Annotated in this window: 25 protein-coding genes; 1 reads left to right on the top strand and 24 read right to left on the bottom strand. The window is 59.5% G+C overall.

Annotation, left to right across the window (positions count from 1 at the left end; translation table 11 throughout):
• Positions 1–20: 20 nt before the first annotated feature.
• The 24 genes from AC2CQI_RS20560 to rpmH form a co-directional block, all read right to left on the bottom strand.
• Positions 21–743, bottom strand: coding sequence for a pirin family protein (locus AC2CQI_RS20560; protein WP_484577719.1), 723 nt, complete (start codon positions 741–743; stop codon positions 21–23).
• Between the two features lie 139 nt (positions 744–882).
• Complete coding sequence (locus AC2CQI_RS20555) at positions 883–1857, bottom strand: alpha/beta hydrolase (RefSeq protein WP_484577718.1); 975 nt, start codon at positions 1855–1857, stop codon at positions 883–885.
• 141 nt (positions 1858–1998) lie between these two features.
• The gene (gene glmS / locus AC2CQI_RS20550) at positions 1999–3834 is read right to left on the bottom strand and encodes a glutamine--fructose-6-phosphate transaminase (isomerizing) (RefSeq protein ID WP_484577717.1); all 1836 of its coding nucleotides are present in this window, start codon (positions 3832–3834) and stop codon (positions 1999–2001) included.
• A 2-nt stretch (positions 3835–3836) separates the two neighbouring features.
• Positions 3837–4613 (bottom strand): DeoR/GlpR family DNA-binding transcription regulator, encoded by a 777-nt coding sequence (locus tag AC2CQI_RS20545; protein ID WP_484577716.1) that lies wholly within the window; start codon positions 4611–4613, stop codon positions 3837–3839.
• Positions 4614–4809: 196 nt separating this feature from the next.
• Complete coding sequence (gene glmU / locus AC2CQI_RS20540; RefSeq protein WP_075804299.1) at positions 4810–6177, bottom strand: bifunctional UDP-N-acetylglucosamine diphosphorylase/glucosamine-1-phosphate N-acetyltransferase GlmU; 1368 nt, start codon at positions 6175–6177, stop codon at positions 4810–4812.
• Between the two features lie 123 nt (positions 6178–6300).
• Positions 6301–6720: a F0F1 ATP synthase subunit epsilon gene (locus AC2CQI_RS20535; protein ID WP_075804300.1), complete on the bottom strand. Its 420-nt coding sequence runs from the start codon at positions 6718–6720 to the stop codon at positions 6301–6303.
• A 44-nt stretch (positions 6721–6764) separates the two neighbouring features.
• Positions 6765–8141, bottom strand: a complete 1377-nt coding sequence (atpD, locus tag AC2CQI_RS20530) for a F0F1 ATP synthase subunit beta (RefSeq protein ID WP_075804301.1) — start codon at positions 8139–8141, stop codon at positions 6765–6767.
• A gap of 27 nt (positions 8142–8168) precedes the next feature.
• Positions 8169–9029, bottom strand: a complete 861-nt coding sequence (atpG, locus tag AC2CQI_RS20525; protein WP_075804302.1) for a F0F1 ATP synthase subunit gamma — start codon at positions 9027–9029, stop codon at positions 8169–8171.
• A gap of 50 nt (positions 9030–9079) precedes the next feature.
• Positions 9080–10624, bottom strand: a complete 1545-nt coding sequence (gene atpA / locus AC2CQI_RS20520) for a F0F1 ATP synthase subunit alpha (RefSeq protein WP_484577715.1) — start codon at positions 10622–10624, stop codon at positions 9080–9082.
• A gap of 21 nt (positions 10625–10645) precedes the next feature.
• Positions 10646–11182, bottom strand: a complete 537-nt coding sequence (locus AC2CQI_RS20515) for a F0F1 ATP synthase subunit delta (protein WP_075804304.1) — start codon at positions 11180–11182, stop codon at positions 10646–10648.
• Positions 11183–11194: 12 nt separating this feature from the next.
• Entirely contained in the window at positions 11195–11665 is a 471-nt protein-coding gene (locus AC2CQI_RS20510) for a F0F1 ATP synthase subunit B (RefSeq protein ID WP_075804305.1), read from the bottom strand.
• Positions 11666–11722: 57 nt separating this feature from the next.
• Complete coding sequence (atpE, locus tag AC2CQI_RS20505) at positions 11723–11980, bottom strand: F0F1 ATP synthase subunit C (RefSeq protein WP_003097235.1); 258 nt, start codon at positions 11978–11980, stop codon at positions 11723–11725.
• 145 nt (positions 11981–12125) lie between these two features.
• Complete coding sequence (atpB, locus tag AC2CQI_RS20500) at positions 12126–12995, bottom strand: F0F1 ATP synthase subunit A (RefSeq protein WP_075804306.1); 870 nt, start codon at positions 12993–12995, stop codon at positions 12126–12128.
• A 16-nt stretch (positions 12996–13011) separates the two neighbouring features.
• Positions 13012–13419, bottom strand: coding sequence for a F0F1 ATP synthase subunit I (locus tag AC2CQI_RS20495; protein ID WP_009402534.1), 408 nt, complete (start codon positions 13417–13419; stop codon positions 13012–13014).
• A 149-nt stretch (positions 13420–13568) separates the two neighbouring features.
• Complete coding sequence (locus AC2CQI_RS20490) at positions 13569–14441, bottom strand: ParB/RepB/Spo0J family partition protein (protein ID WP_075804307.1); 873 nt, start codon at positions 14439–14441, stop codon at positions 13569–13571.
• A 9-nt stretch (positions 14442–14450) separates the two neighbouring features.
• Positions 14451–15242 (bottom strand): ParA family protein, encoded by a 792-nt coding sequence (locus AC2CQI_RS20485; RefSeq protein WP_075804308.1) that lies wholly within the window; start codon positions 15240–15242, stop codon positions 14451–14453.
• 18 nt (positions 15243–15260) lie between these two features.
• Positions 15261–15905, bottom strand: a complete 645-nt coding sequence (gene rsmG, locus AC2CQI_RS20480) for a 16S rRNA (guanine(527)-N(7))-methyltransferase RsmG (RefSeq protein ID WP_075804309.1) — start codon at positions 15903–15905, stop codon at positions 15261–15263.
• Positions 15902–17794, bottom strand: a complete 1893-nt coding sequence (mnmG, locus tag AC2CQI_RS20475) for a tRNA uridine-5-carboxymethylaminomethyl(34) synthesis enzyme MnmG (protein WP_075804326.1) — start codon at positions 17792–17794, stop codon at positions 15902–15904. The genes rsmG and mnmG overlap by 4 nt, the downstream gene beginning before the upstream one ends.
• 566 nt (positions 17795–18360) lie before the next feature.
• Complete coding sequence (locus tag AC2CQI_RS20470) at positions 18361–19407, bottom strand: virulence RhuM family protein (RefSeq protein WP_484577714.1); 1047 nt, start codon at positions 19405–19407, stop codon at positions 18361–18363.
• 54 nt (positions 19408–19461) lie between these two features.
• Positions 19462–20832, bottom strand: a complete 1371-nt coding sequence (gene mnmE, locus AC2CQI_RS20465) for a tRNA uridine-5-carboxymethylaminomethyl(34) synthesis GTPase MnmE (RefSeq protein WP_484577713.1) — start codon at positions 20830–20832, stop codon at positions 19462–19464.
• Positions 20833–20914: 82 nt separating this feature from the next.
• Positions 20915–22588 (bottom strand): membrane protein insertase YidC, encoded by a 1674-nt coding sequence (gene yidC / locus AC2CQI_RS20460; RefSeq protein WP_075804312.1) that lies wholly within the window; start codon positions 22586–22588, stop codon positions 20915–20917.
• 2 nt (positions 22589–22590) lie between these two features.
• The gene (gene yidD / locus AC2CQI_RS20455; RefSeq protein WP_075804313.1) at positions 22591–22836 is read right to left on the bottom strand and encodes a membrane protein insertion efficiency factor YidD; all 246 of its coding nucleotides are present in this window, start codon (positions 22834–22836) and stop codon (positions 22591–22593) included.
• Positions 22829–23233 carry a ribonuclease P protein component gene (gene rnpA, locus AC2CQI_RS20450; RefSeq protein ID WP_075804314.1) on the bottom strand — a complete coding sequence of 135 codons (405 nt, stop codon included), beginning with the start codon at positions 23231–23233 and terminating at the stop codon, positions 22829–22831. Before rnpA ends, yidD begins: the two co-directional genes overlap by 8 nt.
• Positions 23234–23246: 13 nt before the next feature.
• Positions 23247–23381: a 50S ribosomal protein L34 gene (gene rpmH, locus AC2CQI_RS20445; protein ID WP_002551315.1), complete on the bottom strand. Its 135-nt coding sequence runs from the start codon at positions 23379–23381 to the stop codon at positions 23247–23249.
• A 590-nt stretch (positions 23382–23971) separates the two neighbouring features.
• Between rpmH and dnaA the strand changes: the two genes are divergently transcribed.
• Positions 23972–25519 carry a chromosomal replication initiator protein DnaA gene (dnaA, locus tag AC2CQI_RS20440; protein WP_075804315.1) on the top strand — a complete coding sequence of 516 codons (1548 nt, stop codon included), beginning with the start codon at positions 23972–23974 and terminating at the stop codon, positions 25517–25519.
• The last annotated feature ends 15 nt before the right edge of the window (positions 25520–25534 follow it).

Raw genomic sequence — 25534 nt, 5'->3', positions numbered from 1 at the left:
CAGTGGGCGAGTTGCAGCCATCAAGGCATGCGCGGCAGTTCGTTAGGTCGCAGGTCGAACACCAGCACCTCGGCATCACGGCCGTTGGAGAGCTCGATCACCTGCTCCTTTCTCATCCGCACACCGTCGCCTTCACGCAGCAGTTGGCCGTTCAGCTCGATGCTTCCACGCGCTACGTGTACGTAGGCATGGCGGTTGTCTGGCAGCGTCAGGGTCGCTTGCTCTTCGCCGTCGAAAAGGCCTGCATAAACCCGTGCGTCCTGACGAACCTTCAGCGAGCCCTGCTTGCCATCGGGAGAAATGATCAGCCGCAGCTTGCCGCGCTTTTCATCGTTGCTGAAATGCTGTTGCTGATAACGGGGAGTGGCGCCACGGACATTGGGCACGATCCAGATCTGCAGGAAGTGCACTGGCTGCGCCTTGCTGTGGTTGAACTCACTGTGAGCCACCCCGCTACCTGCGCTCATCAACTGCACATCGCCTGGCTTGATGACCGAACCGGTGCCCAGGGTGTCCTTGTGCTCGAGGGCGCCTTCGAGGACATAGGAGAAAATCTCCATGTCACGATGAGGATGCTGGCCGAAGCCTTTGCCGGCGATCACCCGGTCATCGTTGATGACCAGAAGGTCGGAAAAGCCGCGTTCTTCAGGGTCGTAGTAATCGGCGAATGAGAAGGTGTGAGCAGACTTCAACCAGCCATGATTGGCGCGGCCACGTTCTTCAGCGTTACGGACAGTGATCATGATTCTTCTCCTTGAGGTGTTGGTGCCTCGATGTGATGAATCAACTTTACTGTCAATTTTGAAAGGCAAAAATATGCCTTAAACTGACTTACTGTATCCCCAAAAGTGACAATCAGGATGGCGCAGATTCTGATTTTGCTCAGGCCTTGTAGTAACGACCAAGGAAGTCCTCAAGCAGCGCATTCACTTCCTCTGGTCGCTCGTTTTGAATCCAGTGACCACAGTTCTCCAACACATGCTGTTCCAACCTGGGAACCACTTGGTTCATTCGCTTGAGCGTGTGGCTTTCCAGCTTGCCAACCGGATCTTGATCGCCCAGCAGGAAAAGTGTCGGCGGGACGATTGACTGGCCGGCCAGTGCTTCCGTGCGCTGCCAAGTGCGAGTGAAGTTCCGATACCAGTTCAGCGGGCCGCGAAAACCTCGGGACAGCGTGTTCTGGTAGACACTGAGCTCTTCTTTTGTGCACCAGTCGGGCAAGCCGTGCGGCTCTGGCATTCCGTCGAACAGGCGGGCGTCGGCCGGTTTGTCCTGCAGGAACATTTCCCCTTTCCCGCCGAGCAATAGCTGAAGACTGCGGGCGATGTCTGCGTCCAGCTCCGATTCGGCAACACCGACTTCCTGGAAATAGACGATGTAGTTGAAGCGGTCCGCATACGCCTCGCGCATGATCTCGATAGCGGAGCGCTTGGGGCGCCCTCCGAAAGGCACCGACATGGTCACCAGCGCCTTGATCCGTTGCGGCTCCAGCAGTGCCAGGTACCAGGCCAGCCCCGCTCCCCAGTCATGACTGATCACACCGACCTCGGTGTGACCAAAAGCATCCATGGCCGCCTGGATATCACCGCACAAGGTAATCAGGTCATAGGCTTCAGGTTCGCTCGGGGCGCTGCTCTGGCCGTAACCGCGCATCTCAGGTACGAGCACACGGTAGCCACAGCGCGCCAACGGCTCAATCTGGTGTCGCCATGAATACCAGCATTCGGGAAATCCATGCAGCAGCCAGAGCGGGCGGCCGTCAGCAGGACCAGCGCTGTAGATGCTGAGGGTGATGTCGTTGACCGCGAGCAGTTGGTGTTCGACAGCCAACGCTGCGTCCTTGCCGGTGTGTGTCATGGTGACCTCGTAGTCCTGGAGAGCTGTCACAACGATCAGTAAGAGAGTTATGTACCTTATAAACAAGAAAGCCGCTGCCCTGACATCCTGTCATCGCAGCGGCTTGTGACAACCTAGATCGAACGCTTCAGTTCCTGCCCTTTACTCGACAGTCACCGACTTCGCCAGATTCCGCGGCTGATCCACATCAGTCCCCTTCAACACAGCCACGTAATACGACAGCAACTGCAGCGGAATGGTGTACAGAATCGGCGCCAGCGCATCTGCGATATGCGGCATGGCGATCACGTGAGTGCCTTCGCCATTGCTCATCCCCGCCTGCTCATCAGCGAACACCACCAACTGACCACCACGGGCACGCACTTCCTGTAGGTTGGACTTGAGCTTCTCCAGCAGTTCGTTGTTCGGCGCGACAGTGACCACCGGCATGTCGTCATCTACCAGTGCCAGCGGGCCGTGTTTCAGCTCGCCCGCCGGGTAGGCTTCGGCGTGGATATAGGAGATTTCCTTGAGTTTCAGGGCACCCTCCATCGCCACCGGGAACTGCGCGCCACGGCCGAGGAACAGGGTGTGGTGCTTGTCGGCGAACAGCTCGGAGATCTTCTCGACCGTGGAGTCCATCGCCAGGGCTTCGCCGAGGCGTACCGGCAGGCGACGCAGTTGCTCGACCAGCTCGGCTTCGACGCCGGCACCGAGGGTGCCACGCACTTGACCCAGGGCCAGGGTCAGCAGCATCAGCGAGACCAGCTGGGTGGTGAAGGCCTTGGTCGAGGCGACGCCGATTTCCGGACCGGCCAGGGTCAGCAGGGTCAGGTCGGATTCGCGCACCAGCGAGCTGATGCCGACGTTGCAGATCGCCAGGCTGCCGAGGAAGCCCAGCTCCTTGGCGTTGCGCAGGGCGGCCAGGGTGTCGGCGGTTTCGCCGGACTGGGAGATGGAGACGAACAGGGTGTCCGGCTGCACCACCACCTTGCGGTAGCGGAATTCGCTGGCGACTTCGACCTGGCAAGGAATGCCGGCCAGTTCTTCCAGCCAGTAACGGGCGACCATGCCGGCGTGGTAGCTGGTACCACAGGCGACGATCTGCACGTTGCGCACCTTGGCGAACAGCTCCGCTGCGTTCGGACCGAACGCCTGGACCATCACGTGATCGGCGCCCAGGCGACCTTCCAGGGTGCGCTGGACCACGGTGGGCTGCTCGTGGATTTCCTTGAGCATGAAGTGACGGTACGCGCCCTTGTCAGCCGCTTCCGCGCCTTCGTGGTATTGCACGGTTTCACGCTGGACCGCGACACCGTTGGCGTCCCAGATACGCACCTGCTCACGCTGGATCTCGGCGATATCGCCCTCCTCCAGGTACATGAAGCGGTCGGTGACCTGGCGCAGGGCCAGTTGGTCGGAAGCCAGGAAGTTCTCGCCCAGGCCCAGGCCGATCACCAGCGGGCTGCCGCTGCGGGCGGCGACCAGGCGGTCAGGCTGCTTGGCACTGATCACGGCCAGGCCGAAGGCACCATGCAGTTGCTTGACGACGGCCTTGAGGGCGTCGGCCAGGTCGGGAACGCTCTTCAGGGTGTGGTGCAGCAGGTGCACGATCACTTCGGTGTCGGTTTCCGAACTGAACACGTAGCCCAGGGACTTCAGGTTCTCGCGCAGGACTTCGTGGTTCTCGATGATGCCGTTGTGCACCACCGCCAGTTCGTTGCCGGAGAAGTGCGGGTGGGCGTTGTGCTCGGTCGGCGCGCCGTGAGTGGCCCAGCGGGTGTGGGCGATGCCCAGCTGGCCAGCCAGCGGATCGGCCGCCACGGCCGCCTGCAGTTCGCTGACCTTGCCGATACGGCGGCGGCGCTCGAGGGTCCCCTGCTGGGTGTAGACGGCCAGACCGGCGCTGTCATAGCCGCGGTACTCGAGACGCTTGAGGCCTTCGATCAGAATGGCGGTGATATTGCGCTCGGCGACGGCGCCAACGATTCCACACATAGTCAATGCTCCTGGCTGATAGCGGCACAAATCACGTTGATGCCGCGGGCTTCAATCTGTTCGCGTGCCTCACGGGGCAGGCGTTCATCGGTAATAAGGGTGCTCACGCTGCTCCACGGCAGCTCAAGGTTGGGGATCTTGCGCCCGACCTTGTCGGACTCGACCATCACGATCACTTCCCGCGCCACCTCCGCCATGACCCGGCTCAGGCCGAGCAGTTCGTTGAAGGTGGTGGTGCCGCGAACCAGATCGATGCCGTCGGCACCGATGAACAACTGGTCGAAGTCGTAGGACCGCAGCACCTGCTCGGCAACCTGGCCCTGGAAGGACTCGGAGTGCGGGTCCCAGGTGCCGCCGGTCATCAGCAGCACCGGTTCGTGTTCCAGTTCGCTGAGGGCGCGGGCAACATTCAGGGAATTGGTCATCACCACCAGGCCAGGCTGCAAGCCGAGCTCGGGGATCATCGCGGCAGTGGTACTGCCACTGTCGATAATGATCCGCGCATGTTCGCGAATCCGCGCAACGGCGGCGCGAGCGATGGCTTGCTTGTATAGGGAAACCGGCTGGGCCTGGTCGGCGATCAGTTCCTGGGGCATGGTGACCGCGCCGCCATAACGGCGCAGCAGCAGGCCATTGCTTTCCAGGGCAGCGAGATCCTTTCGAATGGTCACTTCGGAAGTTTCGAAACGCTTGGCCAGCTCATCCACGCTCACTTCGCCCTGTTCATTGAGCAGAGCAAGAATGTTGTGGCGTCTTTGAGGTGTGTTTCGTTTCGACATTTGCGCTTAAGTTTCGGTTCGAAAGTTAATGACGGCAATCAAAACCTGAATCTTTCGTTGGGTCAAGCGCCAATTGGACAAAAGGCGATGTGGATAACATTCTTTGCACGGGTTGGCTTATCCACAGCACCGACATAAATGCAAAAGGCCGACTTATGCACAATGCAGGTCGGCCTTTTGTCACGCTGTGGACAACTCAGCTTTTCTTGATCTTCTCCGGCCGTTTCCAGCCGTCGATATTGCGCTGACGGGCACGACCCACGGCCAGTTGGGCGGCGTCGACATTCTGCACGATGGTCGAACCTGCTGCGGTGGTGGCGCCGGAAGCGATATCCACAGGGGCAACCAGCGAGTTGTTCGAACCGATGAACACGTCCTCGCCCATAGTGGTCTTGAACTTGTTCGCACCGTCGTAGTTGCAGGTGATGGTGCCGGCACCGATGTTGGTGCGGGCGCCGATTTCGGCATCGCCCAGGTAGGTCAGGTGACCGGCCTTGGCGCCTTCGCCGAGGTGAGCGTTCTTCAGTTCGACGAAGTTACCCACATGGGCACGGGCGTCCAGCACGCTGCCCGGACGCAGGCGGGCGAACGGGCCGGCATCGCTGCCCTCTCCCATCACCGCACCTTCCAGGTGGCTGTTGGCCTTGACCACCGCGCCCTTGCGCAGGGTGGTATTCCTGATCACGCAGTTCGGACCAATCTGCACGTCATCCTCGATGATCACCCGGCCTTCGAGGATCACGTTGATGTCGATCAGCACGTCGCGGCCGACGGTGACTTCGCCACGCACATCAAAACGCGCCGGGTCACGCAGGGTCACGCCGAGGGCCATCAGGCGGCGGGCTTCACGGAACTGGTAATGACGCTCCAGCTCGGCCAGTTGCCGGCGGTCGTTGGCGCCCTGCACTTCCATCGGGTCCAGCGGTTGCTCGGTGGCGACCACCAGGCCGTCGGCCACGGCCATGGCGATAACGTCGGTCAGGTAGTACTCGCCCTGGGCGTTGTCGTTGGACAGGCGGCCCAGCCAATCGGCAAGACGCTTGCCCGGGACGGCGAGAATGCCGGTGTTGCCTTCGCGGATGGCTTTCTGCGCATCGCTGGCGTCCTTGTGCTCGACGATGGCGGTGACCTTGCCAGCGGCGTCGCGGACGATACGGCCATAGCCGGTCGGGTCGTCGAGGGTCACGGTGAGCAGGCCGAGTTGCTGGTCGTTGACCTTGGCCAGCAGGCGCTGCAGGGTCTCGACCTCGATCAGCGGCACATCGCCGTAGAGGATCAGCACAGTGTCGGCACTCAGCGCCGGCAGGGCCTGGGCGACAGCGTGGCCGGTACCCAGTTGTTTGTCCTGGAGTACGAAATTCAGATCATCCGCGGCCAGACGTTCACGCACGAGTTCGGCACCGTGGCCAATCACCACGTGAATACCTTGGGGCTGGAGCTGGCGGGCGCTGTGGATAACATGGCCGAGCATGGAATCACCGGCAACCGGGTGAAGCACCTTGGGCAAGGCGGAACGCATGCGCGTGCCCTGGCCCGCAGCGAGAATAACGATATCGAGAGACATTGACTGGCTACCAATCCTGGGTGGTCAGCGCTGTGACCGGGAGAAAAAACACGGAAAAAGAAAAAGGGTAGCCGAGGCTACCCTTTTACTCAATCGCTTCAGAAATGACCGGCTGAATGCCGATTACTTCTGACGACGCATTTGCTGGACGGTACGCAGCTGGGCTGCGGCCTCGGCCAGACGAGCAGCAGCGGCCGAATAATCGAAATCCGCGCCTTTGCTGTTCAGGGCATTTTCAGCAGCTTTCACTGCTTCCAGCGCCTGGGCTTCGTCCAGGTCACCTGCACGTTGCACGGTGTCGGCGAGAACCTTGACCATGCTCGGCTGGACCTCAAGGAAACCACCGGAGATGTAGTACACCTCCTGCGCGCCACCCTGCTTGGTCAGCGTGATCGGACCCGGCTTGAGGTTGGTGATCAGCGGCGCGTGGCCTGGAGCGATACCAAGATCACCCAGGTTGCCGTGAGCTACCAACATCTCGACCAGACCGGAGAAGATTTCCCCTTCCGCGCTGACGATGTCGCAATGGACTGTCATAGCCATTTGCTTGCCTCGACCTGATTAGCGCCCCTTTCGGGGCGCCGGGATTACAGTTTCTTGGCTTTCTCGATCGCTTCGTCGATGCTGCCGACCATGTAGAACGCTTGTTCTGGCAGGTGGTCGTAGTCACCTTTGAGGATGCCGCTGAAGCCAGCGATGGTGTCTTTCAGGGAAACGTATTTGCCTGGAGAACCGGTGAAGACTTCTGCCACGAAGAACGGCTGGGACAGGAAGCGCTGGATCTTACGAGCACGAGCAACGAGTTGCTTGTCGGTCTCGGACAGCTCGTCCATACCCAGGATCGCGATGATGTCCTTCAGCTCTTTGTAGCGCTGCAGAACATACTGAACGCCGCGAGCGGTCTCGTAGTGCTCGTTGCCGATCACCAGCGGGTCCAGCTGACGGGAAGTCGAGTCCAGTGGGTCTACCGCTGGGTAGATACCCAGGGAAGCGATGTCACGGGACAGAACGACGGTGGCGTCCAAGTGGGCGAAGGTGGTCGCTGGCGACGGGTCGGTCAGGTCGTCCGCAGGTACGTATACGGCCTGGATCGAGGTGATCGAACCTTCCTTGGTCGAAGTGATGCGCTCTTGCAGCACGCCCATCTCTTCAGCCAGGGTCGGCTGGTAACCTACTGCCGAAGGCATACGGCCCAGCAGTGCGGATACTTCGGTACCGGCCAGGGTGTAACGATAGATGTTGTCGACGAACAGCAGAACGTCGTTACCTTCGTCACGGAACTTCTCGGCCATGGTCAGGCCGGTCAGCGCTACGCGCAGACGGTTTCCTGGTGGCTCGTTCATCTGACCGTAGACCAGCGCTACCTTGTCGAGAACGTTGGAGTCCTTCATCTCGTGGTAGAAGTCGTTACCCTCACGGGTACGCTCGCCCACACCAGCGAACACGGAGTAACCGCTGTGTTCCATGGCGATGTTACGGATCAGTTCCATCATGTTTACGGTTTTGCCTACACCGGCACCACCGAACAGACCGACTTTACCACCCTTGGCGAACGGGCAAACCAGGTCGATAACCTTGATGCCGGTTTCCAGCAGGTCGTTGCCGCCTGCCTGGTCAGCGAACGAAGGCGCTGGCTGGTGGATACCGCGACGCTCTTCTTCGCCGATCGGGCCGGCTTCGTCGATCGGGTTGCCGAGGACGTCCATGATACGGCCCAGGGTCGCTTTACCGACCGGTACCGAGATGGCTGCGCCGCTGTCGACAACGTCCAGGCCGCGTTTCAGGCCTTCGGTCGAGCCCATCGCAATGGTACGAACCACGCCGTCGCCCAGCTGCTGCTGAACTTCGAGGGTGGTTGCCGCGCCTTGTACCTGCAGCGCGTTGTAAACGCTCGGAACCGCATCACGTGGGAATTCCACGTCAATTACGGCGCCGATGATTTGAACGATACGTCCGCTACTCATAGCAGTATCCTCTGAATATTTGAACCGTTAAACCGCGGCAGCGCCGCCGACGATTTCCGAGATCTCTTGGGTGATCGCAGCCTGACGCGCCTTGTTGTAGATCAATTGCAGCTCTTTGATCAGGTCGCCGGCGTTGTCGGTGGCGTTCTTCATGGCGATCATCCGGGCAGCTTGTTCAGCCGCGTTGTTCTCGACCACCGCCTGGTAGACCTGCGACTCCACGTAACGCACCATCAAGCCGTCCAGCAGCTCTTTGGCGTCAGGTTCGTAGAGGTAGTCCCAGTGGTGCTTGAGCTCTTGATCCGGGGTTGCAACCAACGGAACCAACTGCTCGACCGTTGGCGTTTGCGTCATGGTGTTGACGAACTTGTTCGATACCACGGACAGGCGGTCGATACGACCGTCCAGGTACGCGTCCAGCATGACCTTGACGGAACCGATCAGATCATTGATCGATGGTTCTTCGCCCAGGTGGCTGATCGCTGCAACGACGTTGCCGCCGAAGCTGCGGAAGAACGCCGCGCCCTTGCTGCCGATCACGCACAGGTCGATCTCGACGCCTTGCTCGCGGTTTGCCGCCATGTCCTTGACCAGGGCCTTGAACAGGTTGGTGTTCAAGCCACCGCACAGACCACGGTCACTGCTCACCACGACATAACCAGCGCGCTTCACAGGGCGCTCGATCATGAATGGGTGGCGGTATTCCGGGTTGGCGTTGGCCAGATGACCGATCACCTGGCGGATGCGCTCCGCGTAAGGACGGCTAGCAGCCATGCGCGTTTGAGCCTTGCGCATCTTGCTGACCGCCACTTTTTCCATGGCGCTGGTAATTTTTTGCGTGCTTTTGATGCTCGCAATCTTACTGCGAATCTCTTTTGCGCCTGCCATGTAACACCTATCAGGTTAGCAAGCGGGGGCTGCAAAGCCCCCGCTGCGGCTTACCAGGTTTGGGTGGCCTTGAACTTCTCGATACCGGCCTTGATGCCAGCGTCGATTTCGTCGTTGAAGTCACCCTTCACGTTGATCTTCGCCATCAGGTCGGCGTGATCACGGTTGAAGTAAGCGATCAGGGCTTGTTCGAAGCTGCCGATCTTGGCGATTTCAACGTCGGTCAGGAACCCACGCTCAGCGGCATACAGCGACAGCGCCATGTCAGCGATCGACATAGGAGCGTATTGCTTCTGCTTCATCAGCTCGGTAACACGTTGACCGTGCTCGAGTTGCTTGCGGGTAGCTTCGTCCAGGTCAGAAGCGAACTGGGCGAATGCCGCCAGTTCACGGTACTGAGCCAGAGCGGTACGGATGCCACCGGACAGCTTCTTGATGATCTTGGTCTGAGCGGCACCACCCACACGGGATACCGAAACACCGGCGTTCACTGCAGGGCGGATGCCCGAGTTGAACATGGCCGATTCCAGGAAGATCTGACCGTCGGTGATCGAGATCACGTTGGTCGGAACGAACGCGGAAACGTCGCCAGCCTGGGTTTCGATGATCGGCAGTGCGGTCAGGGAACCGGTCTTGCCAGTTACAGCGCCGTTGGTGAACTTCTCGACGTACTCTTCGGAAACGCGCGATGCACGCTCCAGCAGACGGGAGTGGAGATAGAACACGTCACCTGGGTACGCTTCGCGTCCTGGTGGACGGCGCAGCAGCAGGGAGATCTGACGGTAGGCAACGGCCTGCTTGGACAGGTCATCGTAAACGATCAGTGCGTCTTCACCGCGGTCACGGAAGAACTCGCCCATGGTGCAACCGGCGTATGGCGCCAGGAATTGCAGTGCGGCGGATTCCGAAGCACTGGCAACCACCACGATGGTGTTGGCCAGGGCGCCGTTTTCTTCCAGCTTGCGAACGATGTTGGCAACGGTGGAACGCTTTTGGCCGACAGCGACATAAACGCAGAAAATACCGGAGTCTTTCTGGTTGATGATGGCGTCGATGGCCATGGCGGTCTTGCCGATCTGACGGTCACCGATGATCAGCTCGCGCTGGCCACGGCCGACAGGGATCATGGCGTCAACGGACTTGTAGCCAGTCTGTACAGGCTGGTCTACCGACTTACGCCAGATCACGCCTGGAGCAACTTTCTCGACCGCGTCGGTCTCGGTGTTGCCCAGTGGGCCTTTGCCGTCGATCGGGTTGCCCAGTGCGTCGACAACGCGACCCAGCAGTTCCTTACCAACCGGAACTTCCAGGATGCGGCCAGTGCACTTGGCGCTCATGCCTTCGGCGAGGGTGTCGTAGGCGCCCAGTACTACCGCACCAACGGAGTCTTGCTCCAGGTTGAGGGCCATACCGTAGACGCCGCCTGGAAACTCGATCATTTCGCCGTACATAGCGTCGGCCAGACCGTGAATCCGCACGATGCCGTCAGAAACGCTGACGACAGTACCTTCGTTGCGGGCTTGGGAGGCTACATCGAGATTCTCGATGCGGCCCTTGATGATTTCACTAATTTCGGAAGGATTGAGTTGCTGCATTGCTCTGCTGCCCCTTCAAACTCAAGATTTCAATGCTTCGGCCAGTTTCGCGAGCTTGCCGCGAACCGAGCCATCGATAACCAGGTCGCCTGCGCGGATCACGACGCCACCGATGAGGGCGGAGTCTTCCGTCGCATGCAGGCGCACTTCCCGGTTGAGTCGTGCACTGAGAACCTTGGCGAGTTTGTCTTGCTGTTCTTGGTTCAACGCAAAAGCACTGGTGACTTCCACGTCTACGGATTTTTCCAGTTCGGCCTTGTACAGCTCGAACTGCGCCGAGATCTCCGGCAGAAGCAGGAGACGGTCGTTTTCCGCAGCAATGTGGATGAAATTACGTGCTTGCGCATCGAACTTGTCACCGCACACGTCGATAAACGTGGCGGCCTTTTGTGCGCTCGTCAGTCGCGGGGCCTTGAGCAGGCGCTGCATGGTGTCGTCTTGCGACACCGCAGCAGCCAGGCCGAGCATGGCTGACCAATTGGCCAGTTGCTGCTGGGCCTGGGCATGCTCAAAGGCAGCCTTAGCGTAAGGTCGGGCCAACGTGGTCAGTTCTGCCATGATCGCCCTCGCTTAAATTTCAGCGGCCAGTTTGTTAACCAGCTCCGCATGCGCGTTTTGATCGATTGTGGCGCCAAGGATCTTTTCAGCACCGCCAACGGCCAGGCTACCCACTTGGGCGCGCAGCGCGTCTTTGACGCTGTTAATTTCCTGTTCGATCTCGGCCTGAGCCTGAGCCTTCACACGGTCAGCTTCGACGCGGGCCTGATCACGGGCCTCTTCGACGATCTGCGCACCGCGCTTCTTGGCTTGCTCGATGATTTCAGCTGCCTGAGCCTTAGCTTCGCGCAGTTGCTGACCCACTTTATCTTGGGCCAGCTCCAGGTCGCGAGCTGCTCGGTTGGCAGCGTCCAGTCCGTCCGCGATCTTCTTCTGGCGCTCTTGCAAAGCCGCGATGACCGGAGGCCACACGAACTTCATGCAGAACAGCACAAAGATGAAGAAGGCAACGGACTGGCCAATCAGGGTTGCATTAATGTTCACGCCAACACCTCGCTCGGTCTTTGTCCATCACATCCAATCACTCGAGAAACCGAGTGATTAGCCAGCGATTTGACCAACGAAGGGGTTCGCGAAGGTGAAGAACAGAGCGATACCAACACCGATCATGGTTACGGCGTCGAGCAGACCGGCAACGATGAACATTTTAACTTGCAGCATTGGAACCATCTCTGGCTGGCGAGCAGCGCCTTCCAGGAACTTGCCGCCCAGCAGGCCGAAACCAATGGCGGTACCCAGAGCACCCAGGCCGATCAGCAGAGCAACAGCGATAGCGGTAAGACCAACTACAGTTTCCATCTTTCCTCCCGACTTTTACGTCGTATTGGTTAGGTTTTTTAGTTTGAAGCGGTAAAACAAAATCGTTTTGTACAACGATGCCCTTGCGGACGTTTTCGACCCTCTCTCACACCGACAAGAGGGTCATCAGACACGCCAGGCGGTCTTAATGGTTATCTTCGTGAGCCATCGACAGGTAGACGATGGTAAGCATCATGAAGATGAAAGCTTGCAGCGTGATGATCAGGATGTGGAACACAGCCCACGCCCACTGCAGGACGACACCCAGGCCGCTCAGCCACAGCAGGCCGGCGCCGAACATCACCGCGATCAGGATGAACACCAGCTCGCCGGCATACATGTTGCCGAACAGACGCAGTGCCAGCGAGATCGGCTTGGCGATCAGGGTGACGAACTCGAGCAGGAAGTTGACCGGGATCAGCAGGGCCTGAACGAAGATGTTCTTGCTGCCGAACGGATGCAGGGTCAGCTCGCCGATGAAACCGCCCAGACCCTTGACCTTGATGCTGTAGAAGATGATCAGGGCGAACACGCAGAAGGCCATGGCCAGGGTGGCGTTCGGGTCGGTGGTGGAAACGGCGCGGAACGGAATGTGCGGATCACCCGAGATCGCCATGGCCAGCTGAGGAATCCAGTCGACCGGTACCAGGTCGATGGCGTTCATCAGGAACACCCAGACGAAAATGGTCAGGGCCAGCGGGGCGATGACCGCGCTACGGCCGTGGAAGGAGTCCTTCACGCTGCCGTGGACGAACTCGACCAGCACTTCGACGAAGTTCTGCAGGCCGCCAGGCTGGCCGGCAGTTGCTTTCTTCGCCGCGGCGCGGAAGAGAAGGATGAAGATCAGGCCCAGCCCGAACGACCAACCCAGGGTGTCCACGTGGAACGCCCAGAAGCCCATTGCCTTGGCTTCTGCTGCGGTGTGGGCAAAGCCCCAGCCGCCGTCTGGAAGTTGACCGAAGGTCAGGTTCTGCAAGTGGTGCTGGATATAGCCCGAAGCCGTTGTTTCTGCCATGTTTGCCTCAAACGCCCTAAGGTCTCGAAAGTCTTGTTTTCATCAGCAGGGGCGCGAACCAGCTGACCAGTTGGGTCAGCAAGAAGACGCCGAATACTGCTAATGGCGCCAATGGCTTCACTCCTGCGAACGTCAGTGCGAACAGCACCGCCGTCAAAATCAATTTGCCCGCCTCGCCTGCGTAGAACGACTTGACGATGGCTTGCGCTGCCCTGGCCCCGGTGAACCTGAAGGCCTTCCAGGCGAAATACACGTTCGGTAGCCAGGCGATCAGCCCTCCGCAGAGGCCTGAATATCCGCTGACTGTCCCGCGCCACTGCCACAAAGCCAAAGCTGCCAACAGAAACACGACACATTGGGCCAGCAGTACCGGGAAAACCGCCCAGCGATGGAAAGGCAGGCGGTTTGGCGTGCGGGTTTCCATCAAAACTGCTCCCCCGAAGTCGGCCAACCAGTCAACTATGACTTGGCATAATTTGTGCCGACAAAATGCGCGCAGAGTATAGGGGCGGATTAACCCCTATTCAACTGCCGGGTAGTGATTTCCGACTGCGCGCTACAAAGGGAATTGTTTCAGCGGATGTGAGCAAGAACGCCCTGCAACTCATCTAGCGAGTTGTAGCGGATAACCAATTGGCCCTTGCCCTTATTACCGTGGCGGATCTGTACAGACGAGCCCAAACGCTCGGCCAGACGCTGTTCCAGGCGGGTGATATCCGGATCAGGTTTGGCCGTTTCGACCGGTTCAGGCTTGCCACTCAACCACTGGCGAACCAGGGCTTCGGTCTGACGAACGGTCAAACCGCGTGCGACAACGTGTCGCGCACCTTCGACCTGCTGTTCTTCAGGCAATCCGAGCAGAGCACGGGCATGGCCCATCTCCAGATCGCCATGGGACAGCATGGTCTTGATCACTTCCGGCAGGGAGATCAGGCGCAGCAGGTTGGCCACGGTCACCCGCGACTTGCCGACCGCATCGGCGACCTGTTGCTGGGTCAGGTGGAATTCGGTCTGCAGGCGCTGCAGGGCAATGGCTTCCTCGACCGGGTTGAGGTCCTCGCGCTGGATGTTCTCGATCAGCGCCATGGCGATCGCCGCTTCGTCCGGCACATCGCGGACCATGGCCGGGATGGTGTCCAGGCCGGCCAGCTGGGTGGCGCGCCAGCGGCGTTCACCGGCGATGATCTCGTAGCGGTCACCCGGGATCGGGCGCACCACGATCGGCTGCATGACGCCCTGGCCCTTGATCGACTGGGCCAGTTCTTCCAGTGCCTGCTGGTCCATGTCCCGACGCGGCTGGTATTTGCCGCGCTGGATCAGCTCCACGGGCAGGTGTTGCAGTTCTTTCTTGTCGACCTTTACAGCCTGCTCTTCGAGCGCGCTGACGGTCGGACCACTCAACAGTGCATCCAACCCACGTCCGAGACCCCGTTTCTTGACGGCCATGCGGATTCCTTAAGTTGTTTGTGCAGTGCGAGATTGACGGCGCTGGCGGCGATGAAGTTCGCCGGCCAGGGCCAGGTAAGCCAGGGCGCCACGGGATTGCTTGTCGTAGGCCAGTGCCGGCATGCCGAAGCTCGGCGCCTCGGCCAGGCGGATGTTGCGCGGGATCACGGTGTCGTAGAGCTGCTCGCCGAAGTGCTCCTTGAGCTGCACCGAGACATCGTTGTTCAGGCTCAGGCGCGGGTCGTACATGGTCCGCAGCAGGCCTTCGATCTTCAGCTCCGGGTTCAGCCGGGCGGCGATGCGCTTGATGTTATCCACAAGGTCGCTGAGACCTTCCAGTGCGTAGTACTCGCACTGCATGGGGATAATCACGCCATCGGAGGCGACCAGCGCGTTGAGCGTCAGCATCGACAGCGACGGCGGGCAGTCGATGAGGATGTAGTCGTAACTCTCGCGGATCGGCGCCAGCGCGTTGCGCAGACGGCTTTCCTTCATCTGCATTTCCAGCAGGACCACTTCGGCGGCGGTCAGGTCACGGTTGGCCGGCAGCAGTTGATAACCGCCGTGCTCGGAGATGTGCATGGCCTGGGCCAGGTCGCACTCGCCGATCAGCAGATCGTAGACCGAATGTTCCAGGACGTGTTTATCCACACCACTGCCCATGGTGGCGTTGCCCTGTGGATCGAGGTCGATCAACAGCACGCGGCGCTTGGTCGCTACCAGCGACGCCGCGAGATTGATACAGGTCGTGGTTTTACCCACACCCCCCTTCTGGTTCGCGATCGCGAATACCTTAGCCATTCTTGCTTGTGTTCCCAGTCATGCCGTGCGGCGCAGTATCAGCAGATGGCGCTGGCCTTGGCAACCGGGTACGGTCAAGGCCTGCTCGCTATCCACTTTGAAGTCTGCCGGCAATGCTACCAGCTCATCGGCCGGATGCAGTCCTTTCATTGCCAGCCACTGTGTCTGGGAATCCCCCAGGTGCCGCGTCCAGCTAGTGAAGTTTTCCATGCTGCTGAAAGCACGGGAAATGATCCCGGTGAAGGGCTGCGCGGGCTGGAACTCTTCGACCCGCTTGTGGATAACCGTCAGGTTGTCCAGTTTCAGCTCCAGTTTCACCTGGGTCAGGAAACGGGTCTTCTTGCCGTTGCTGTCGAGCACCGTGACCTGCTTGTCCGGATGCAGGATAGACAATGGAATGCCGGGCATGCCACCGCCGCTGCCGACGTCCAGCCAGTTCGCGCTGTGGATAAAACCCATCACGCTGAGGCTGTCCAGCAGATGGCGCGAGACCATCTCGTCCGGATCACGCACGGCGGTGAGGTTGTAGGCCTTGTTCCATTTGATCAACAGGGCCAGGTAGGCCAGCAGTTGCTGCTGCTGGAACTCGCTCAGTTCGAGACCGAGCTGGCGCGCGCCTGTGGACAACTCTTCGGCATGTTTTGCGGTGACCATAGAACTCAAGCGCTTTGCTCCAGACCGCGGCCAGCGCCGCGTTTCTTCAGGTGAATCAACAACAGGGAAATCGCCGCCGGGGTCACACCGGGAATACGCGACGCCTGGCCCAGGGTCTCGGGCCGGGTCTGGCCGAGCTTGCCCTGGATCTCCTTGGACAGACCGGAAATCGAGCTGTACTCGATGTCGTCTGGCAGGCGGGTATCTTCGCTGGCGCGCAGGCGAGCGATTTCTTCCTGTTGCCGGTCGATGTAACCGGCGTATTTGGTCTTGATCTCGACCTGCTCGGCGACCTGCTCGCTCGCGTCACTGCCGCCGGTCGCTGCCACCAGGCCGGCATAGTCGATTTCCGGCCTGCTCAGCAGGTTGAGCAGGTTGTATTCGTGGCTCAACGGCGTACCGAAACGCTCGACGATGGCCTGGCCCTGTTCGGTGTCCGGGCGTACCCAGGTGGATTTGAGCCGTTGCTCTTCACGCTCGATGCCTTCGCGCTTGGCGCAGAAGGCGGCCCAGCGGTCGTCATCCACCAGGCCCAGTTCGCGGCCCTTTTCGGTCAGGCGCAGGTCGGCGTTGTCTTCGCGCAGGATCAGCCGGTATTCGGCGCGCGAGGTGAACATGCGGTACGGCTCCTGGGTACCGAGGGTGATCAGGTCGTCGACCAGCACCCCGATGTACGCCTCGTCGCGACGCGGGCACCAGCTTTCGCGGCCCTGCGCGCGCAGCGCGGCGTTGGTCCCGGCCAGCAGGCCTTGCGCACCGGCTTCTTCGTAACCGGTGGTGCCGTTGATCTGGCCCGCGAAGAACAGACCGCCGATCACCTTGGTTTCCAGGCTGTACTTCAGGTCACGCGGATCGAAGTAGTCGTACTCGATGGCGTAGCCCGGGCGAACGATGTGGGCGTTCTCCATGCCGCGGATCGAACGTACGATTTGCAACTGCACATCGAACGGCAGGGAAGTCGAGATCCCGTTCGGGTACAGCTCGTGGGTGTTCAGGCCTTCCGGCTCGATGAAGACCTGGTGGCTTTCCTTGTCGGCAAAGCGATGGATCTTGTCTTCGATCGACGGGCAATAACGCGGGCCGATGCCCTCGATCACCCCGGAGTACATCGGCGAGCGGTCCAGGTTGGAGGCGATGATCTCGTGGGTCCGCGCGTTGGTGTGGGTAATCCAGCAGCTGACCTGACGCGGGTGCATCTCTTTCGAGCCCATGAACGACATCACCGGAATCGGCGTATCGCCCGGCTGTTCGGACATCACCGAGAAATCCACGGAACGGCCGTCGATACGCGGCGGGGTCCCGGTTTTCAGACGGCCGACGCGTAAAGGCAGCTCACGCAGACGATGGGCCAGGGCAATCGCGGGCGGATCGCCGGCACGGCCACCGGAATAGTTCTGCAGACCGATGTGGATAAGTCCGGCGAGGAAGGTGCCGGTGGTCAGCACCACGGAATCAGCAAAGAAACGCAGACCCATCTGGGTGACCACACCGCGCACCTGGTCCTGCTCGACGATCAGGTCATCGCAGGACTGCTGGAATATCCACAGGTTCGGCTGGTTTTCCAGGATCTCGCGCACCACCGCCTTGTAGATAGCGCGGTCGGCCTGGGCACGGGTTGCCCGTACGGCCGGGCCCTTGCGGTTGTTCAGCACGCGGAACTGGATGCCGCTCTTGTCGGTGGCCAGCGCCATCGCGCCGCCGAGAGCATCGATTTCCTTGACCAGGTGGCTCTTGCCGATGCCACCGATGGCCGGGTTGCAGCTCATGTGCCCGAGGGTTTCCACGTTATGGGTCAACAGCAGGGTTTTCACGCCCATGCGTGCTGATGCAAGCGCAGCCTCGGTACCGGCATGGCCGCCGCCGATGACGATCACTTCAAAACGGGAAGGGAAATCCACCACGCACCTCGTGCCTGTTTCGGGAATGTAAAAGGGATAGCTGCCAAGTATAGGGACTTACCCCCTCCTAAAGGAACCTTTTGCACAAAATTTAACCAGCCTGTGGATGAATGGCCGGCAATAGAAATAACGAAAGGAAGATTTATAAAAGCTTTGTTTTTATGTTTATTCTTAGGGGCGTACCTATCTGTGGATAAGGTTATACAGGCCTTTATTTACGTGCTGTACAGAGATTCATAACCCTGTGCTTCAGTGGTCATGAGGGGTATGGATAAGCGCCTTGAACCTGTGGATGAAATGGGTGTTTACCCACAGGTGGATTTATCTTCAGGCTAGAGGGGTAGTTATCAACGGAGCTGAAGGGGAGTTTTCCACAGGGCTTATTTGGGCATTGTGGATGAGCGGGCAGGCGAAAGCGCCGGAAGCGCGCCGGGGTTTTCGACTGTGGAAAAGGGGAGTTAGTACTGAAGGAGATTGACGGCCCATGCAGGTCGCGTCAGGACTGTGGATAAGAGCATCTGATTGAGGTCGCTACAGAAGGTCGTTCTGCTTGAGCGTGACCGGCCTCAATTTGCCTCGCCAGTGTTCCGCTTACCGGTCACCAGCTTCTTCAACGTTCTGTCGAAATCGCTCTCGAACAGACGGTCCTGAACGATTCTGTACTTCTCAAATTCACTCTCTGCATGCATCTGGGCAAGCTTCGCGGCGACCTTGCCACTGTCTTGAAGCACTTCGCGGTCATCAAACTCCAGGAATGCGTCCAATCGCTTGGACCAATCCTCCATGCTCATGGGTATTTGACGGCGAGCACGGTCTTCAGCCAGTTCCAGGTAGGCATTGACCACACGCCCCAACGATGCGAGCTCTTCCTGACTTAGGTAGTTCTTGGCCACAGCAACGTCGGTTTTAAGGACCTTTCCGTCAGGGGCACTCGCCCAAGACGTCAGACCCATTTGCGGCTTGCTGCTATCGGCCCGCTTGCAGATCAGTTCTGCTGCCGTGTGCCCATGGATCGCATAGTGGAGTTTGTTCTGTACCTTGGCGAAAAAGGTCTTGGTAGTCGGTGCGTCCTTGTTGTAGTCCACGCTGGTGGAGTAGATATCGGTGATTTTCTGGTAGAACCGTCTCTCGCTGAGGCGGATCTCACGGATCTCCGCCAACAGTCGCTCAAAGTAGTCCTCGCCCAGGAAACCACCGTTTTCCATGCGCTTACGATCGAGCACATAACCCGTCATCGCGAACTCGCGCAGTACACCCGTTGCCCACTGGCGGAACTGCGTGGCACGTATGGAGTTGACTCGGTAGCCAACGGAAATAATGGCGTCCAGGTTGTAGAACTCCACCATGCGGGACACGTCTCTCTGACCTTCTTGCTGAACTATCCGGAATTTCCGGATGGTTGCTTCCGGGGCAAGCTCATCACTGCCAAAGATATTCTTCAGGTGTTCACTGATGGTACGCACATCCACCCCGAACAATTCCGCCATGAGCTTTTGTGACAACCAGAGGGTTTCGTCCTCATAGCGAGCCTCAATGCTCTGTTCTGCCGTTTGACCGGTAAAGATCAGAAACTCGACGGTGCTGTTGCGAATGAAGGTGGGTTTACTACTCACAAGGCATTTCCTCTCGTGCTCATCATCCCCTGCTGGATGACAACGAACCCTATCTCACTTCCCAATGCAGAAGCTGGAGAAAATCCGCCCCAGCAGATCATCGGAGCTGAACGCCCCAGTGATCTCACCCAGCGCCTGCTGCGCCTGACGCAGATCCTCAGCCAACAATTCACCAGCGCCCGCAAACGTCAGCTGCTCACGCCCGTGTTCGAGGCTGGCGCTGGCCTGGCGCAAGGCATCCAGATGCCGCCGGCGAGCGCTAAAGCCACTTTCCGCCGTCTGTTCATAACCCATGCAGGCCTTCAGGTGATCGCGCAGCAGATCCAGCCCCATGTCCGGCGCCTTTGCGCTCAGGGTGATGGTGACGTGGCCATCCTCGCTTTCTTCCAGACCAATGGCCTCGCCACTCAGGTCGGCCTTGTTGCGGATCAGGGTGACCTTGTCCGGCCGCGGGCGCTGATCGAGGAACTCAGGCCACAGGGCGAATGGATCGCTGGCCTCAGGCGCACTGGCATCCACCACCAGAAGCACCCGGTCCGCCTCGCCAATCGCCTTCAGGGCGCGTTCCACGCCGATCTTTTCCACATGGTCCTCGGTATCGCGCAGACCAGCAGTATCCACAACGTGCAGCGGCATGCCGTCGATGTGGATATGTTCGCGAAGGATGTCCCGGGTGGTGCCGGCGATATCGGTGACGATGGCCGCCTCGCGACCCGCCAGCATATTCAGCAGGCTGGATTTGCCAGCGTTCGGACGACCGGCGATCACCACCGTCATACCGTCACGCAGCAAGGCGCCCTGCCCGGCTTCGCGCATGACCGAGGCAAGATCGCCACGCACCTGGTCAAGCATGCCCAGCACATGGCCATCGGCGAGGAAGTCGATTTCCTCTTCCGGGAAGTCGATCGCCGCTTCCACATAGATCCGCAGGCTGATCAAACGCTCGGTCAAGTTATCCACACGGCGGGAGAACTCGCCCTGCAGCGAGCGCAAGGCATTGCGCGCAGCCTGTGCAGAACTCGCCTCGATCAGGTCGGCGATGGCCTCAGCCTGGGCCAGGTCGAGTTTATCGTTGAGGAACGCGCGCTCGCTGAATTCCCCCGGCCGCGCCAGGCGGCAGCCAAGTTGTACACAGCGCTGCAGCAGCATATCCAGCACCACCGGGCCGCCATGGCCCTGCAGTTCCAGGACATCTTCGCCTGTGAATGAATTTGGCCCCGGGAAGAACAGCGCAATGCCCTCGTCGAGGACCAGGCCGTCGTCACTGCGGAACGGACCGTAGTGAGCGTGCCGCGGCGTCAGCTCGCGACCGGTGATCGCCTGCCCGGCCTGGCGCGCCAGCGGTCCGGAAATACGCACAATACCCACCCCGCCGCGGCCCTGGGCGGTAGCGATGGCGGTGATGGTTTCGCGACGGGAAGTCATGTCATGGCCTCGGAACAAAAACGTCAGATAGCAAAACGCCCCACGAGTGGGGCGTTTATCCACAGATTAGCTGGCTAATCCGTCAGGCTGCGGCCTTCTTGGTCGCTTTCTCGATGCTGTTGGTGATGTACCACTGCTGTGCGATGGACAGGCAGTTGTTCACAACCCAGTACAGAACCAGACCAGCAGGGAACCACAGGAAGAAGAAGGTGAAGATGATCGGCATCATTTTCATCACCTTGGCCTGCATCGGATCCGGTGGAGTCGGGTTCAGCTGCTGCTGGATGAACATGGTCGCGCCCATGATGATCGGCAGGATGAAGAACGGATCCTTGATCGACAGGTCGGTGATCCAGAACATCCATGGGGCCTGACGCATCTCGACGCTTTCCAGGAGTACCCAGTACAGCGACAGGAAGACCGGCATCTGCACCAGGATCGGCAAGCAGCCACCCAGCGGATTGATCTTCTCTTTCTTGTACAGCTCCATCATCGCCTGGGACATCTTCTGGCGATCGTCACCGAACTGCTCTTTCAGCTGGGCCAGGCGCGGCGCAACGGCACGCATGCGCGCCATCGAACGGTAGCTGGCGGCGGACAGCGGGAAGAACAGGCCCTTGATCAGCATGGTCAGGACGATGATCGACCAGCCCCAGTTGCCGAGCAGGCTGTGGATATGTTGCAGCAGCCAGAAGATCGGCTGGGCAATGAACCACAGGATGCCGTAGTCGACGGTCAGTTCCAGGCCTGGGGACAACTCTTTCAGCTTGCTCTGGATCTTCGGACCGGCATACAGGGTGCTGCTGGTTTCGGCCTTGGCACCCGCGGCGACGTTCAGCGCAGGGCCGTTGTAACCGATGATGTAGTTGCCTTGGCTGTCCTTGCGGGTCTGAACGAAGTTGTTATCCGAGCTTTCCGGGATCCAGGCCGTCACGAAGTAGTGCTGCAGCCAGGCGACCCAGCCGCCGTTCACATTTTCTTTCAAATTGCCCTTGTCCATGTCCTTCATGGACACTTTCTTGTAGGGCTCGGAACTTGTCCACAGGGCAGCACCCAGGTAGGTGGCGGTACCAGTGGCGGTCGACGACGAAGGATCGGAGCTGGCGTCACGCTTCAGCTGGCCGAACATGTTGCCGGTCCAGGCCTGGCCGCTCTGGTTGTCGATCAGGTAGCTGACCTTCAGGTCGTACTCGCCGCGGTTCAGGGTGAAGCGCTTGATGTAGTTGACACCGCCTTCGCTGAACTTCAGGTCGACGACCAGTTGGTCCTGGCCGTCAGCCAGTTGATAACTTTTCTGCTCGGCGGCGTACAGCGGGCGACCAGCGGCACGTGCGTCCGGGCCGTTGGCGCCGATCAGGCCGCTCTGGGCCAGATAAACGCGCTCACTACCGTTGTCGAACAGCTGGAATGGAATTTCCGGGTGATCCTGGCGACGCGGGTACTTCGGCAGGGTCAGCTGGACGATGTCACCACCGGTTGGGTCGATAGCCAGATCGAGGACATCGGTCTTGACCCGGATCAGGTCCTTGCTGACAGCGACCGGCGCCAGTTCGGCCGGGGTTTCGGCGTTGACGCTCGGAATATCGGCGTTGGAAGTGCCGGCATTCGGGCTGTCCGGCAGGGACGGCGCGATGGTGCTGGAGGCAGCAGTCTGATTCGGCAAGGCAGCCTGGCCGTAGTCCTGGTTCCACTTGAGGACCATGACATAGGACACGATTGCCAGGGCGGCGATCAGGATCGTGCGTTTAATATCCATGATTACTCGGCTATCGAAGAAGTACGGGAAGGAGGAATGGGCGGAACCGGATCAAAACCGCCTGCATTCCAGGGATGACAACGACCCAGCCGACGAACGGTCAGCCACCCGCCACGCAAGAGACCATGAGTTTCAATGGCTTCGTACGCATAGCAGGAGCAACTTGGGTAGAAACGGCAATGACTGGCCATCAACGGGCTGATGGCGTAACGGTAAAACTGGATCGGAACGAGGGCCAGTTTACGCATCTGGACGGTCCACCCCTACGGATTCGGTCTTGACCTCTGGAGAGGGCCGAGTACGAGCGAGGCGCTTCCAGATCTTGCCAAAATGCTGGTGCAATTCCGGGTTTTCTACGTCGCCAAGGCCTTTGCGCGCGACGATGACTATGTCCCAGCCGACCAGGATGTCCTGGTGCAGACGGAACGAATCGCGCATCAAACGCTTCAGGCGATTGCGCTGAACGGAAAGCTTCACGGCTTTTTTGCCGATCACCAGGCCCAGGCGGGGGTGATCCAGTCCGTTCTCGCGGGCAAGGAGCAAGAGACTCTTGCCGGGCACCTTGCCTGATGGAGAGTCAAAGACCGCTTTGAAGTGTCGGGGTGTCAGTAGACGTTTATCCCGACTGAAGTCCTGACTCACCACCTATGCCGAAAAATCAAACTGCCAGGCGCTTACGGCCTTTGGCACGACGGCGGGACAGAACAGCACGGCCGTTCTTGGTGGCCATACGTGCACGGAAACCGTGAGTGCGAGCGCGCTTGATGGTGCTTGGTTGGAAAGTACGTTTCATGGCGTGTTACCTGGTTCGTGACTACGGGCCGGAATGGCCCCCGTTTTAAGAGACCGGCGATTCTAGAGAAAGCAAGCCCGTAGGTCAATTTCCAACCAGCTTTTCCTTATAGGGAGATGAACCGGCCACGGATTCGATCCGGGCAGGTTCGTCAGGGTCATCGCGGTTAAACATAGAAAAAAAGAGGAGAGGTATTTAAAGCTTTTCTGAAGAACTTATGAATCTTAGCTCGAGAATTTCTGTGGATAGATCGCTACAGGCCACATTTTACGTACTGTACAGAGATTCATAACCCTGTCGGGAAACGGTGCTTTGCCTGTGCCGCACAGGCGCAAAAGCAGTGGATAAAAAAGGTAGTTATCAACAGGCGAGTTTTCCACAGGGTTGGACCCCGACTTGTGCATAGCCCTCGTGGACGGTTATCCACAGAGCTTATTCACACCACCTGGAGTGCATTTTGGTCGGCAAATGACTGATTTAGCATGGCTCTTGAGTCGCCTGCGTGTGGATAAGTACGCGGGTGCCCGGTACAATGGCGGCTTGTTTTTGCCTCACCGGCCTTTGCAGGCTTTCAAATTCAGGGGATATCCGTGTCAGTGGAACTTTGGCAGCAGTGCGTGGAGCTTCTGCGCGATGAGCTGCCTACCCAGCAATTCAATACCTGGATCCGTCCACTACAAGTCGAAGCCGAAGGCGACGAGTTGCGCGTCTACGCGCCTAACCGCTTTGTGCTCGACTGGGTGAATGAAAAGTATCTGGGTCGTTTGCTCGAACTGCTCGGCGAACACGGCAACGGTTCGGTGCCTGCGCTCTCCTTATTAATAGGCAGCCGTCGCAGCTCGGCACCGCGTGCCGCGCCGAATGCACCGCTGGCAGCTGCCGTGGCCGCTTCCCAGGCGCAAGCCGCTGCAGCCCAGGCCGCTCAGGTCCCGGCGCCAGCAGTCAGCGAGCCGGTCAACCACAAACCGGCGGCACCTGTTGCCGAGCCGGTGGTGGAAGACGCACCGTCCCGGGACAGCTTCGACGCCATGGGCGGCGATGCTCCGGCCGCAGCACCTGTCGCCGCCAACGGCCGTTCGGAACAACGCACCGTCCAGGTCGAAGGTGCGCTCAAGCACACCAGCTACCTGAACCGGACCTTCACCTTCGAGAACTTCGTCGAAGGTAAATCCAACCAGCTGGCCCGCGCTGCGGCCTGGCAGGTGGCAGACAACCCCAAGCACGGCTACAACCCGCTCTTCCTTTATGGGGGCGTGGGTCTGGGTAAGACCCACTTGATGCACGCTGTGGGTAACCACCTGCTCAAGAAGAATCCCAACGCCAAGGTTGTCTACCTGCACTCCGAACGCTTTGTCGCTGACATGGTCAAGGCACTGCAGCTGAATGCGATCAACGAGTTCAAGCGTTTCTACCGTTCGGTGGACGCCCTGCTCATCGACGACATCCAGTTCTTCGCCCGCAAGGAGCGTTCCCAGGAAGAGTTTTTCCACACCTTCAACGCCCTTCTTGAAGGCGGCCAGCAGGTGATCCTCACCAGCGACCGTTATCCGAAGGAAATCGAAGGCCTGGAAGAGCGTCTGAAATCCCGCTTTGGCTGGGGCCTGACCGTTGCGGTCGAGCCGCCTGAGCTGGAAACCCGGGTGGCGATCCTGATGAAGAAGGCCGACCAGGCCAAGGTCGATCTGCCGCACGACGCCGCGTTCTTCATTGCCCAGCGCATCCGTTCCAACGTTCGTGAACTGGAAGGCGCCCTGAAGCGAGTGATCGCTCACTCCCACTTCATGGGCCGCGACATCACCATCGAGCTGATTCGCGAATCGCTGAAGGATCTGCTGGCGCTGCAGGACAAACTGGTCAGTGTGGATAACATCCAGCGCACCGTCGCCGAGTACTACAAGATCAAGATCTCCGATCTGCTCTCCAAGCGTCGTTCGCGTTCGGTGGCCCGGCCTCGTCAGGTGGCCATGGCCCTGTCCAAGGAACTGACCAACCACAGTCTGCCGGAGATCGGCGACGTATTCGGCGGGCGCGACCACACCACCGTGTTGCACGCCTGCCGCAAGATCAACGAACTCAAGGAATCCGACGCGGATATCCGCGAGGATTACAAGAACCTGCTGCGGACCCTGACGACCTGATGTCAGCGCAGCTTT

The organism is Pseudomonas sp. P2S-1 (genome assembly GCF_057197725.1).
This window is presented reverse-complemented; position numbering and strand designations above follow the sequence as displayed.